Origin of the sequence: Persephonella sp. (assembly GCF_027023985.1) — a bacterium.
GTDB lineage: Bacteria > Aquificota > Aquificia > Aquificales > Hydrogenothermaceae > Persephonella_A.
In genome coordinates this window covers 24,962-38,071 of the sequence record NZ_JALVTW010000011.1, presented here as the reverse complement: position 1 = coordinate 38,071, position 13,110 = coordinate 24,962, and the positions used below count along the sequence as shown (strand labels likewise).

Genomic DNA, 13,110 nt, shown 5'->3' with positions numbered 1-13,110 from the left:
AATTATGATTGGATTATACGGTGGAAGTTTTGACCCTGTTCATATAGGACATTTAAGAATAGCTGAGGATATAAGAGAATATTTTTCATTTGAAAAAATTATTTTCATTCCTGCATATCATTCTCCTTTGAAACACCCAAGCAAAGCGCCTCCCCAGGATAGACTAAATATGCTACAAATAGCCACTGAAGATAATCCCTATTTTGATATTGATGACATAGAGATTAAGAGAAAAGGTAAATCATATACTATTGATACAATAAAAATTTACAGAGAAAAACTCGGTTATTATCCATTTTTCATAGTTGGGACAGACGCATTTTTAACTCTGGATAAATGGAAAAGCCCTGAAGAACTCATCAAAAACACTAATTTTATTGTGGTTGGTAGAGGAAAAGACACCCTTGAAGCAATAAAAAATTTTCTTAAAAATAAATTTCCGGAAATTGAACTAAAAACAGATAACCAGCTTAATCCTGAAAATCCTGGTAAAGTGCATTTTTTCAGTAGCAGAAGAATTGATGTATCCTCTACAGAAATTAGAAGTAGAATAAAAACAGGAAAATCTATCAAATATCTTGTCTTACCACAGGTAGAAAAATATATTTTAAATAAAAAACTATATAGGGGCTGAGAGTATGGGCATAGGATTTGAGACAGACATACAGGAAAAGAAAAAAACGGAGATTGGAATTCCAGCAAAAGTAGTAGTTTACAATGACGACTGGCATACGTTTGAAGAAGTAATCTATCAAATAATGAAGGCTACAAAATGTGATCTTGCAACAGCAGAAGCTTTAACATGGGAAATTCATACAAAAGGAAAAGCTGTTGTATTTGAAGGTGATTTAGAAGAAGCCCTTTATGTCCAAAATGTTCTTGAAGAAATAGACCTGTCTGTGGAGGTTGTTATTTAATCAAGTAAAGACTTTTTACCTACAGCTTTTACTTCTTCTTTTTCATTTAACTCATTAATAAAATCTTTAAAACCATTTATAAACTCCTTAGTCTCTAACATCCTTTTAATTTCCAGTTTCTGCTTATGAAGACGTGAAGCCATAACACCCCACATCGTAAGAAATAAAGTTTGAGAAATAAATAGAAAAGACAAAAGAAAATTACCGAGGTGAAAACTTACGTTTGAAGCAACACTAAAAGTAAGATCAGCAAGACTCTTTTTACTTCCTGGTACTGTTATCAGTGTAAAGCTTATAAGTAAAAAAGTTACTCCAACTATCAAAGAGTACAAAATAAATGATAATATTTTAAAGTCCTCTATCCTGTATTTATAGTATTCAATTATCTCTTTCATCAGTTTTACAAACTCCGAAAAAGATGAACTTATAGTTGCTCTTTCAATATTAGTGCCCAAATTCAATTTTTCAATTATCTCATTTTGTCTATTCTCCAAATTAGATAAATTACTGCTTATTTTAGAAATTGAAGAATAACTTATTAAAGATTCATTAAACAAAAACATAACTGCACCTATAAAGAAAATAATAACCTGTTCAGCTCCTACTAATCTATCAACTTTTGAAGGATTCACTCTCAAGAAAATGGTCAATAAGAGAGAAAGGATAAAAACAATAATTACAAATTTCCAAAAATGGTTTTCAAAATTAAACTTGTTTCTAACTAATTTGTTGAGTTTTTGAATATAGGAGGAGTTTTCTTTTATTTTTTCAGGATTTATCAAACTTTACTTCCTCACCCCTCTCAAAGTATTTATCAAACACCTGTTTAAACAAATCATGAGTCTCCTCATCCCCGTAATTGACGATAGCTCTTGTAGTTAAGTCGTTTAATTTTTCATCTAATTCATATCTAACACCTTTCTTATCATTAAGGATAAAATTTATGTATTTTTGTTGTTTTTCTACAAACAATTTTGGTTTATCTTCTTTTAATACTTTTTTCACAAAAATATTTTTGGGGAATCTATTTTTTAGATCTTTGAGAAATTCATTATTAGATATATCGTTATAAGATAATATATATATTTTCCCTCCCTTTTTTAGAAAGTTAATAAGAGTAGTATCTAAGAGTCTATAAAATTTATCCTTAAATTCGTCTGTAAGAATGTATATATTTTTACTTGCATATCTAATTAATTCTTCTATAACCAAAACCGCATGATCAACAGAAGAATTATCTATGTCTATGTTTTCTTCTTTTTTTGCAGCTTTTCTTACAAAATCAATATACCATTTTTCTAAGGATTTTTTCATTGCCCTCTCAATTCAAACAGTGTTTTATTTTTTAGTGATAATAGTATTAGCATAACTTTTTATCCATTTTCAAGAACTATATATAGTGTGTAAATTTTTTAAATACTATATGTTGATAAAAGCTCCGCTTAAAGCGGAGCTTTTATCGTTAATGAACCTTTTTGACTAATTTGTTAAAATGCAGTCCTAAAACTACAAATCTCATTAATTGAACTGCAAGATTTTTTCTATACTTCCACATTTTTTCCATCATTTCTCTTTTTTTATCAGTAGCCATATCTAATCCCTCCATTACTTTTTAATTAAGGTATAAGTTTCCAGCCTGGTTTAGCCTGGAGTTTGTATAGGAATGCATGGTGTAAGAACCATTTGAACCATGCACCTGCAAGTCCAATTTCTGCCACACAGTTATCAAGGTCTCTACCATATTCTGGGAATGCAGCCCTGTTTCTTGCAACAGGATAGATAGCAATAGTAACAGCCTCACCAGTTAAAAGGTGATGTTTCAGTGAAGCCACACAAAGACCTGGTGTTTCTGCCATTGATGCTGTGTGAGATGGTTCTCTTCCCTCAATCATATCAACTATATTCAGTGCTGCAGCTTTACCTGAAAGCTCAGCTGTATAACCTGTTCTTGGTGGAGCCGGTGCTATCGGAGAACCATCTGGAGCTTGAGATGGTCTTGATAATGGTCCTGGAGGTGCGAATGCAATACCTGCTGCGAATACATTTTTATAAATTGGGTTTTGGTATGTTCTTGGCCAGTCTGGACCATCAAGCTCATCATAAGGTTTGCCATAAACAGCATCAACTTTTACAAAACCTGCAGGGTTACATACTTTGTCTGTTATATCATTTCCATCTTTGTCTATCCATTTAATAGGTTGAGCTTTGAATTGAGGTATTAACATTGCAAAATCGTATTCAATTTCATTTTCATTTCCATCAACATCAATTGTGTATATTTTGTTTTCATCAACCTGTTTAACGTGAGATTTAATCTGCCATTTGATTCCATATTTTTCAAACAAGAAAGTTACCATTTCTTCACCGGTAAAGATTTCACCGCCGTGTTTCATCTCAAGGCCATCAATACCAAAATCTCCTAACGCAGGTTCGTTAGATAGCCAGAGGATTTCTGCTCTATCTCTTAATCCTCTGTCAACAAGGTCATTGTGAACGTTTGAGATATACTCAAATGCGGCACCTTGACATGTAGCAGCACCGTGCCCTGTTCCAATAACTATTTTTACCTTGTCTCCCTTTTCCATTCTTTGAACAAGCTCAAGATAAGCAGCTGCTGCTTTTGTTGCGTGTGGAGGTGTACAAATTGAGTGTGTATATCCTTTGTCTGGTCCAAGTCCCGGGGTTCCTTCAAAGTTCAGGTAAGGACCTGTAGCCATGATAATGTAATCATAGTCTACATTTTTTGTTTCTCCGTTCGGAAGTTCAACAACAACATACTGTTCATCTGGATGAACTTCTTTTGCTACACCATGAACAAGATTAATTCCTACCTTGTCGTAAACAGGTTTTAAGTCAAATTGAACCTGGTCAGCTGTCATTTGACCAACACCAACCCATACAAGCGAAGGAATATAAGTGAATTTTGGAACACGGGTAATAACTGTGATATCATGATTGCCCTTACCCTTAAGGGCATCAGATAAAATGAGAGCCGCATAATGCCCGGCAAATCCTGCCCCTACTACCACAACCTTTGCCATAATTAATCCTCCATTGATATTTGGTCTTATATCAAATTATAAACCTAATTGTTAAATATTTAAATTGATTTACATTAATAAGTTTAGATTTATAAGTGCCGGTTAACAATAACTAACCTAACGTCAAGATAATAATCTACGGACTAATTTCTCAACTTTTTCTTTTTTTCCTATCTTATTAGCAACATCAAGAAGATTATATAAAATGTCTTCATCCAGGGGATTCATAGTTACCGCTTTATAAAGCAGTTTATAAGCTGTATGAAACTCTCCTTTTAGTGCATACACTACTCCTAATATGTTATAAATAGGTGCACCTTGATAAACAGATAAGATATCAGAAGAAGAAACAAGAATATCTCCGGCTTTCCCTTCTTCAACTGCAAGTTCTAATTCTTTTACAAGTTTACTGATATTATCTATATTTTCTATAATCTCCTGAACATCCTGCTCAGTCAATCCTTGCTCTGTTGATGTTATTGATTTTGCTTTATCAAAAAATCCCATCATTACAAGTGTATTGATAAGTTTTTTCAAAGAAACCTGATTATGAAAAGACAAAATAGCTTTTCTGTAATATTCTGAGGCGTTATAAAAATCAAAATAGTTAAAAAGCTTATCCCCTATCATTGTATATGCAGTAGAATATGCAAGATTCTCATTTTTATCCCAGCTTAAAGAAGGAAATATCTCTTTTTTCCAATCATAAATGCTTAATGCCTCTCTCAAAGCTTTACTTCTAAAAGAAGTATCAATAAAAGTTTCTCTAAGATTAAAGGTTATAAATGTAAATTCTGCCAGCTTTAACCTTAGATTTTTTAAGTTCTTATATAAAAACTCATAGAACTCGTAATCTTCATACTCTTCATTAAATCTCCCTAATCTATCAAAAATAGATTTTTTAGTAACAACACCCCATTCAGGTATTTCATTTTCAAGTGTCAAAGCCTGTATAAGTGCATCTTCTGTTTCATAATAATCAGAAAAATTCCTTATATCTTCTTCATCCTCTATCTTTATTATTTCATTTGCATAAAAAATATCAGCATCAGGGTTGTCTTCTATATCATCAATAAATTCTTCTATAGATGTATCTTCAAGCTCATTATCAGAAGATAACCAGAGAATATAATCCTGTGAACTTTCATCAATAAGTTGATTTCTTATTACAGCTTTATTATCAGAATTGATATCTACTATTCTTATTTTAGGGTGAACTATTGCTGTATCTGGATCAGTAATAATAATTTCTTCAACTTCAGACAAATCATTTTCCAGCAGGGTTTTTATTGTTTTGTCAGGGGATTTGCCTATTATACAAACTGTGAGCATATTAGCCTCCGTAAATAAATTTATATAGATTATATTCGGTATTATTAATACTAAAGTTAGAAAATAACGAAAATTAATAAAAAAGAGGTTATCAATGGCACTAAATATATCTGCGTGTATCATAGCTAAAAATGAGGAAAAAAACCTTCCAAGACTGCTGGAAAGTCTAAAAGGCAAATTTGATGAGATTATCCTTGTTGATACAGGTTCAACAGATAGAACAGTCGATATAGCAAAACAATATGGATGTAAAATTTACCATAGAAAATGGCAGGGATTTGCAGATGCACGAAACTATGCAGTTTCAAAAGCATCAGGGGAATGGATATGGCATTTTGATGCAGACTTTGAATTGGAAGAGGAAGAGTGGAGGAAGGCTTTATATTATCTAAATAACATTCCAGAAGATATTTTAGCTGTCAATATACTTATTAAAAATATAGGTGACAACTTAGAAAGTGCAGGTATTTCCTCTAATACTTTTATACATCGGAACAATCCCAAAGTGAAGTGGATAGGAAAAGTTCATGAAACATTGAATGTTTCAGAAAGCTATGGAATACCTGTTTTTGTAAAGCATTACGGTTTCCAAGATTCTGCTGTTTTAAGAAAAAAAGCTTTGCGTAATATAAAGTTATTAAGGCAAGAACTAAAAGAATTAGACAAAAGTTCTAAACAATACCATATAAAACTTTTTTATTTAGTGCAATCTTACGCAGTTCTATCTTCCTATGATGCTAAATATACTAAACAGGTTATAAAGTATGCTACGAAATTTATAAATGAAATCACAGACGAAACCCGATTTTTTGATATTTATGTATATGTTTATTTGATAGAAGCCCTTTTAAAAGAAGAAAGATATGATGAAGCTCTTAAAAAAGTCAAAGAAGCTCAAAATATTTTCACAGATTATTTGGATATTGTATTCCTCGAGGGTAAAACATATTTAGAACTAAAAAACTACAATAGAGCTGTGGAATCTTTCCTCAAATTTATAACGTTAACAGATCAACATCTTAAAAATCCTTTTATATTGTCAAAAGGGCATTCATTTGTATCAGATAAATTATTAAATCTTCCTTATTACATTGAGAATATAATTCCTGAAACCGTAAAAAAATCTGACCAATATAACTTAGGAAAATTGATAGACCTATGGAAGAAAAGAAAAGGAGAGTATTTAGGAATCCTAATAGTAACTACAGCCAAGGAATTAAACCAAGATATCTCTAAATTTTTAAATAAATTTGTAAATCTATATAATAACTCTCCAAAAGCATTATCCTTTGCTTTATTATATGCAGAACATATGGGATATATAAATATAAAGAATAAAATTATTAAAAGACTACAAAAAGTAGATCCTCAAAATAGTTTGCTATATTATTTTTCAGGCAAAGAAGCCTTAGAAAAAGGAAAATATGAAACTGCTTTTAAAGATTTAATAACATATTTTCGAAAAACAAAAGATCTTAATATAATTCCTAAAATACGGGAATGCTTGATAAATCTTAATTTGAAAGAAGAACTTAAAAAATTTGATGAGGAAATTAATAATCTTACTAAAAAATTAAAAACCACCTCCGATAATAAAACTCAACAAAAACAAAATCGGAGGTAATCAGTCATGGCACTGAGAATTAACTACAACTTTCAGGCAGACTTTACTCATGCCAACCTATTAAGAACTGAACATAATATGAACAAATCACTTGAAAGGTTGGCTACAGGTTACAGAATTAACAGAGCTGCCGATGATGCAGCAGGTCTCTACATTGCAGATCAGCTAAAAACCTATGTAGTATCACTTGAACAAGGAACAAGAAATGCTGCTGATGGTGTAAGTATCGCCCAAATTGCACAGGGTTCCCTCTCTGAAGTTTACAACATCCTAAACGACATTAAAGCTAAAACAATTCAGGCAGCTAACGATTCAAATGATTCAACTGCAAGGCAGCAAATTCAACAGGATATCAATAATCTTGTAGATACTATCAGTAAAATTTTCAAAGATACAGAATTCAATGGGGTTAACTTATTCTCTTCTGGGGCAGTAGTAAGTTTTACAATTCACTATGGTGGAAGAAAAGACCAAGAATTAAAAATTACTGGAGATAAAGCAGGAGCAACTGCAGGAACATCTGCCACACAAGCATCTAGCGTTGTAATTGGTAGCACAACTTATACAATTGATGTTACAACACAAACAAAAGCTAATGCTTCTGTAAAAGTAGTTGATGACCTTATCAAAGCAGTTGACAACCTTGCTGCTAAATTTGGTTCTTATCAGATTGAACTTGAAAAAATTATTAATAACAACAACACACAAAGAGTTAATGTTTCTGAAGCTGAATCTCGTATTAGAAACGTTGACTTTGCTAAAGAAATGTCTGAATTCACAAGAAATCAAATACTCATGCAATCTGGTACAGCTATGCTTGCACAAGCAAATCAACTTCCTCAACTTGTTTTACAATTACTCAGATAATATCTTTAATAGAGGGGGAGTTTTTCTCCCCTTCTTTATAAATATCTGCCAATGTGCAGGTATTTATAAAGAAAAAACTAAATACGGGGAAAAGCCATGGATATCAAAAATGTTAATAATGTTATGGATAAGTCCCTTGTGGAAGGTCAGACTTTAGATCGAACTCGAGCGAAAGAAATAAATAATTCTCCCGCTGAACAAGTTACCAAACAACAACAAGAAGAACTAAAGAATAGTTTACAAAAACTGGATAAAAAGCAATTAGAAGACTTATTCAAAGATATAAAAGAAAAATTTGATTATATGAACAAGTATTTAAAAATAGAGATAGACAAAGACCTTCATGAACCTGTAATTAAAATAATGGATAAACAAACAAATAAAGTCATAAGGCAGATTCCTCCTGAATATGTCCTTGAACTTGCCAAAAGGATAGATGAACTGGTAGGGCTTTTAATCAAAAAAGAGGTTTAAATCATGGCCGGCGAAATTTATTTAAGTAATCTTACAGGTGGATTTGATTATCAACAGATTTTAGATAGCATAAAAGCACTAAAAAGCCAGCAGATATATCTACTTCAATCAAGAGAAAACCAGATAAAACAAAAGAAATCTGCCTTATCAGATTACGCAAAAATAGTTAATGACTTTAAAAACTATTTTAATAAAGTAACAGACCTTTTTGAACTTGATAAGAAAAAAGTTAGCGTTTCAGATGACAACATCATAGATGTAATAGTAACAGATGATACTAAGCTTATACCTTCAACTATAGACGTTCAGGTAAATCAGCTTGCCAAAAATGATGTATGGCTTACCAATGGAGGTGTATCTGACCAAAATGCTGCCATATCTTCTCTCACTTCCGGAACTCTCAGTATTATCTATCAGGGCAATACAATAAATATTTCTTACGACAACACAATGTCCCTTAAAGATATAGTTTCACAGATAAACTCAACTGCTGCAGACAATGATATGAATATATCTGCTTCAATATTCTATGATGGTTCCCAATACAGACTTCTTATACAAGGCAAAGACACAGGAAGTGATAATACGGTAAGTATATCTGATTCAGGAAACCTATCCTCAACATTAGGAAACTTCTATCATGCACAAACTGCCCAAAATGCCCAGATCAGTATATATGGCCAAACTATAGAAAGTGCAGACAACTCCTTTGAAAATGTTATTGCAGGACTAACAATAAATGTAAAATCCACATCTTCTTCTCCTGTAAACATAAATATCCAACAGGATTTTGAACCTTTTATGAATGACTTTCAAAAAATGATTGATAAATATAACGAGTTAGTGGATTTTATCAAAAATAATACAGGAGAAAATGGACTACTATCCGATGAAATATCAACTCTACAATCTGTAAGGTCTGGAATCTTTAACAGATTTGACCCTTTATTTGAACTTGGTATTCTAAGTGTTGATAAAGACACTGGCCATATATCCATAGACAGCACAAAACTAAAAGATATGCTATATACAGATGAAGACACTGTAAAAAATAAAATTTCCCAGCTTAAAGACAATATGTATGATTTTCTTCTATATATCACCGGTTCAGATAGCCCTATTAAACTCAAACAAAAAAGTTACGATAAACAGATACAGAGTATTGAAGAATCCATAGAACTGCAGAAAAAAAGAATTGATGAAGAAATAAAATCATTAAAAATGCAATTTGTAGCACTGCAACAGCTTATAGCGCAAATGCAGGATATAAGACAAAGAATAACTGCTACTTTTGGTAATGTTTCTCTATTAAATCCAAATCAACAATAGGAGTTGAACGATGACAAACCCATATGACGTTTACCTGAAAACAGATATATCGACTGCATCTCCGGTTAAACAGGTTGTTATGCTTTATGATAAAGCAATTGCCTGTTTAAAGGCAGCTATAGAAGATATCAAAAATAACGATATTAAATCAAAAGTAAATAATATTAACAGGGCTACAGAAATAATCCTTGCTCTGAACTCTTCTCTTGATATGGAAAAAGGCGGGGAAATTGCCAAGAACTTAAGAGAACTTTATGAATTTTCTTACGGTAAAATCCTTGAAGCCCATGCCAGAAATGATACACAGCTTCTACAAGACATTGTGGAAATCTTAGAAAAACTGAGAGAAGGTTGGGAGGGAATATCATAGATTTAAAACATTTATTTGACCAGATATTTCTGGCACTTGAAAATGATGATTACAAAAAAATCCAACAGCTCTCGAAACAACTTCAGGGGATAGATGTTTCCGATCTATCCCCTGAAGAAGCAAAAGAAATAGTCCAGAAAATAAACCAGATAGAAAAAATAGCAGCAGAAAAACAAAAAAATATCATCTCAGCTATTGAAAAAAAGATGAATATGAAAAAATACCGCTAATTATTTGTAGAATTTCAACAGACTTAAATCCTTATTTTGCATTATTGAAGCAATAGTTGCTTCATATGCAGTTTTAGCCTTTTCAAGCTCAGAAATGGTTCCTGCATAATCTGCATCTTCAAGTTTAGAAACAAGCTCAGAAAAGTTCACCCTAAGGGTTTCATTTTGCTGTTTAAGATTATCAGCTATCCTGACTTGTTCACCCAACATTGACCTATGTTGAAGAATTTCTTTCATTCCTATATCAAAAGCTTCTATCACAGATACATTTCCATAAGAATGTCCATCTATCTGAACATTTATATAATCTGCAGGATTATCTAATCTTGATAAATCTCCTGAATCTATTATGTCTATAATCTTATCAATTACTTCTACAAGAAGCATTTTATTACTGGTTTCATTAACTCCCAGATATTCCTTACCATTAAATGTTGTATTAAGTTCAACTCCCTTTGATACAGGAACCGTAGTTTCAACAAGTTCTCCCACATAACTACCATCAGAAGCAAATGGGTCTGTCTGGGATTTCACACCACCGAATAATCTCGTATCTCCAACCTGAACATTAGCTTGATTAAGTATATAATCTCTCATTGATTTAAAGAAATCCCTGAGAATTTCAGCATCATCAGCATCAAGAACACCTATATTATGAAGTCTTATTATTTCTACTTTGGTTTCCCTTGCCGCCTCTATTATATTAGCAAGGGTGCTCTCTGCCACATCAAGCTGTGTTTTAACCCTGTCAATATTCCTGTTGTAAGTATCTATATTCTCAATAAGTTTTTTAAATCTTAATGACCTGACATTATCTACAGTATTATCGGACGGAGAAAGGATTTTCTTTCCTGATGCAAGTTGTCTTGTATATTTCTCTATATCCTTTTCCCTTATCCTGTCATATTTAATAAATGTATCAAAGAAAGATATATCAGGAATTCTCATCTTCCTCACCTATTTTGTTTCAAAATTTGAGTTTATTATCGGTAATTATAATTTATTTTTTAATAACTACTTAACAAGGTTCAACACTGTTTGCAATAGCTCATCTGTAACATTTATTATACGGGCAGATGCTTCATATGCCCTTTGAAGTTTTGTCAGATTAATCAGTTCTTCATCTATATTAACCCCGGATTTTTCCTTTATCTTTTGGTCTATAGCATTAAGCATAAAACTACTGTCATCAGTTAAGTTTTTAACATGGGAAAGCTCCGTTGAGATAGGAGTAACCATTTCTGAACCATAAAACTCATGGAAGGATTTTTCTTTTATCAAATTGTAGTTGTTTACATTATTAAGGGTGTATGTAATTCCTCCAATGGTAATTGAACCATCGGATAAAAGGTCAGTTTCTTCGGAAGCTGTTAATACCCCGTTTATATCATCTTTTAGTTTTATTATTTTTTTAATATTTGTATTATCAGAGTTTGTATAAGCAGGGTCAGATGCAGCTGCTATCTGCTTTGGGTCTGTTATATTAAGAATAATATTTCCTGCATTTATATTTGTTTCTGAACTTTCAGGGTCAATTCCAAAGAAATCTATATTATTGTTTCCGTTCAGGTCATATCCTTGTCTGTGTTGCTTATTAACCACAAGGGCAAGTGTTGCTGTAAAGTCATTTAGCTGATTTATGGCTTCATTAACTTTTTTAATTCCTTTCATATAACCGCCTATTTTCCCATTTCCAAGAATATCTGAGATATTATTTCCTCTAACTCTAACCACAGGGTTGTTATTTTCATCTGTGTCATAGGTTACCTTTGCCGCCTGGTCAAACACCAGAAGGTCAAAGCCCTTAGCTGTAAAAAGGTCAACGGTATTATCATCATTTATTCTTGTTTTAACATCAATTAATGAGGATATTTCTTTTACAAGTCTGTCCCTTTCATCTAAAAACTCATTTAGCCTGACTTCATCGTGGAAATAGAACTTTATGTTTTTATTTACATAAGCAAGCTGATTTAACAGGTCATTTAATTTTCCGATACTGTCCTTTATTGAAAGTGAAGTTTTTTCTTTTATATTTTGCAATGTTTCATAGCTATTTCTAATTCTGCCTACAAGTGCCTGTGCCTTTGACATTACTGAGTATCTTGCCGCAAGATCATCTGGATTAACTGCAACATCATTAAAGGAATTAAAAAAATCGTTTAGTTCACTTGCAAGTCCCGAATCATGAATATCATTGTATATATCCTCAATCTGCTGAAGGATATCCTGATAGTTCTCGTATCCGGCTTTTTGATTGTTTGTGGCAATATATCTACCGAAAAGAGATTTATCAAAAATCCTTTCTATTTTTTTCAGATAAACACTGCTTGCAGGCAAGTCAGCAAGATGATTTACCCTTCTTGAATATCCTTCAGAATACATATTGGTCATATTTTTATTTACATTATCCATTGCTCTCTTATGGGTAAGGAGTGATTGTCCTGCAATAGACAGAGAAAAAAATAGAGAAGACATTTCATTACCTCAATTTTCAGGGTTTTATATAGATATTATCGGCAGTATGAAAAATTTTTCTACTTATTGAAATCTTTTGAGTTCCTCTTTATCTATCTTTTCCTGTTTTTCAAAAATTTCCGTGTTTTTCTTTTCTATGTAATCTTGTTTTTTATAAACATAATAGAAAGTTGTCACATAACCAACAAAAGCGCAGCTATGGAAAACCACCTGAACTGGACTAAGGAGACCTTCATCAAAAACAAGGGATAGTATTTCAGAGACTACAGCTGATAAAAATATAAAGAAGAATGTTATTCCATATAGAATAGTAACTTTTCTGTTAATCAAGTAATCTTCATAAGTGTAATATTTAGACAGGGACTTTTTGGCTGTTTCTTCGGTGGTAATCTCTTCTTCAACAGGTGTGTCAACAGGTTTTGTAGCCTCTGCCATTAGCTCGCTCCTTGAT

General features: G+C 32.1%; 16 protein-coding genes. 8 read left to right on the top strand and 8 right to left on the bottom strand.

What is annotated here, in order from left to right:
* Window positions 1–4 precede the first annotated feature (4 nt).
* Together nadD and MVE07_RS02825 are read left to right on the top strand one after the other, a co-directional pair.
* Window positions 5–634 (top strand): nicotinate (nicotinamide) nucleotide adenylyltransferase, encoded by a 630-nt coding sequence (gene nadD, locus MVE07_RS02830; protein ID WP_297453699.1) that lies wholly within the window; start codon window positions 5–7, stop codon window positions 632–634.
* A 4-nt stretch (window positions 635–638) separates the two neighbouring features.
* The gene (locus MVE07_RS02825; protein ID WP_297453697.1) at window positions 639–917 is read left to right on the top strand and encodes an ATP-dependent Clp protease adaptor ClpS; all 279 of its coding nucleotides are present in this window, start codon (window positions 639–641) and stop codon (window positions 915–917) included.
* Here the strand turns inward: MVE07_RS02825 and MVE07_RS02820 are convergent.
* From MVE07_RS02820 to MVE07_RS02800, 5 genes are all read right to left on the bottom strand, one after another.
* Window positions 914–1,699, bottom strand: a complete 786-nt coding sequence (locus MVE07_RS02820; RefSeq protein WP_297453695.1) for a hypothetical protein — start codon at window positions 1,697–1,699, stop codon at window positions 914–916. The genes MVE07_RS02825 and MVE07_RS02820 overlap by 4 nt on opposite strands.
* Window positions 1,686–2,231, bottom strand: a complete 546-nt coding sequence (locus MVE07_RS02815; protein ID WP_297453692.1) for a hypothetical protein — start codon at window positions 2,229–2,231, stop codon at window positions 1,686–1,688. The genes MVE07_RS02820 and MVE07_RS02815 overlap by 14 nt, the downstream gene beginning before the upstream one ends.
* 148 nt (window positions 2,232–2,379) lie before the next feature.
* The gene (locus tag MVE07_RS02810) at window positions 2,380–2,508 is read right to left on the bottom strand and encodes a hypothetical protein (RefSeq protein ID WP_297453688.1); all 129 of its coding nucleotides are present in this window, start codon (window positions 2,506–2,508) and stop codon (window positions 2,380–2,382) included.
* A gap of 25 nt (window positions 2,509–2,533) precedes the next feature.
* Window positions 2,534–3,958: an FAD-dependent oxidoreductase gene (locus tag MVE07_RS02805; protein WP_297453685.1), complete on the bottom strand. Its 1,425-nt coding sequence runs from the start codon at window positions 3,956–3,958 to the stop codon at window positions 2,534–2,536.
* A 123-nt stretch (window positions 3,959–4,081) separates the two neighbouring features.
* Window positions 4,082–5,290 carry a glycosyltransferase gene (locus MVE07_RS02800; protein WP_297453682.1) on the bottom strand — a complete coding sequence of 403 codons (1,209 nt, stop codon included), beginning with the start codon at window positions 5,288–5,290 and terminating at the stop codon, window positions 4,082–4,084.
* Window positions 5,291–5,384: 94 nt separating this feature from the next.
* On the opposite strand from MVE07_RS02800, the gene MVE07_RS02795 reads away from it, so the two are divergent.
* The 6 genes from MVE07_RS02795 (at window position 5,385) to MVE07_RS02770 (ending at window position 10,184) form a co-directional block, all read left to right on the top strand.
* Entirely contained in the window at window positions 5,385–6,914 is a 1,530-nt protein-coding gene (locus MVE07_RS02795; protein WP_297453679.1) for a glycosyltransferase family 2 protein, read from the top strand.
* Between the two features lie 6 nt (window positions 6,915–6,920).
* Window positions 6,921–7,781 (top strand): flagellin, encoded by an 861-nt coding sequence (locus MVE07_RS02790; protein WP_297453675.1) that lies wholly within the window; start codon window positions 6,921–6,923, stop codon window positions 7,779–7,781.
* A gap of 96 nt (window positions 7,782–7,877) precedes the next feature.
* Window positions 7,878–8,255: a flagellar protein FlaG gene (locus MVE07_RS02785; RefSeq protein WP_297453672.1), complete on the top strand. Its 378-nt coding sequence runs from the start codon at window positions 7,878–7,880 to the stop codon at window positions 8,253–8,255.
* A 3-nt stretch (window positions 8,256–8,258) separates the two neighbouring features.
* Complete coding sequence (fliD, locus tag MVE07_RS02780) at window positions 8,259–9,584, top strand: flagellar filament capping protein FliD (RefSeq protein WP_297453669.1); 1,326 nt, start codon at window positions 8,259–8,261, stop codon at window positions 9,582–9,584.
* Between the two features lie 10 nt (window positions 9,585–9,594).
* Window positions 9,595–9,954, top strand: coding sequence for a flagellar export chaperone FliS (fliS, locus tag MVE07_RS02775; protein WP_297453666.1), 360 nt, complete (start codon window positions 9,595–9,597; stop codon window positions 9,952–9,954).
* Complete coding sequence (locus MVE07_RS02770) at window positions 9,936–10,184, top strand: hypothetical protein (protein WP_297453662.1); 249 nt, start codon at window positions 9,936–9,938, stop codon at window positions 10,182–10,184. Before fliS ends, MVE07_RS02770 begins: the two co-directional genes overlap by 19 nt.
* Here MVE07_RS02770 and MVE07_RS02765 read toward each other — a convergent pair whose 3' ends face one another.
* The 3 genes from MVE07_RS02765 to MVE07_RS02755 form a co-directional block, all read right to left on the bottom strand.
* A complete protein-coding gene (locus MVE07_RS02765) occupies window positions 10,185–11,132 on the bottom strand; it encodes a flagellar hook protein (protein WP_297453659.1) in 948 nt (315 codons plus the stop codon).
* A gap of 66 nt (window positions 11,133–11,198) precedes the next feature.
* The gene (gene flgK, locus MVE07_RS02760; RefSeq protein WP_297453657.1) at window positions 11,199–12,659 is read right to left on the bottom strand and encodes a flagellar hook-associated protein FlgK; all 1,461 of its coding nucleotides are present in this window, start codon (window positions 12,657–12,659) and stop codon (window positions 11,199–11,201) included.
* A gap of 63 nt (window positions 12,660–12,722) precedes the next feature.
* On the bottom strand, window positions 12,723–13,094 hold the full coding sequence (locus MVE07_RS02755) for a hypothetical protein (RefSeq protein WP_297453654.1): 372 nt from the start codon (window positions 13,092–13,094) through the stop codon (window positions 12,723–12,725).
* Between the last annotated feature and the right edge of the window lie 16 nt (window positions 13,095–13,110).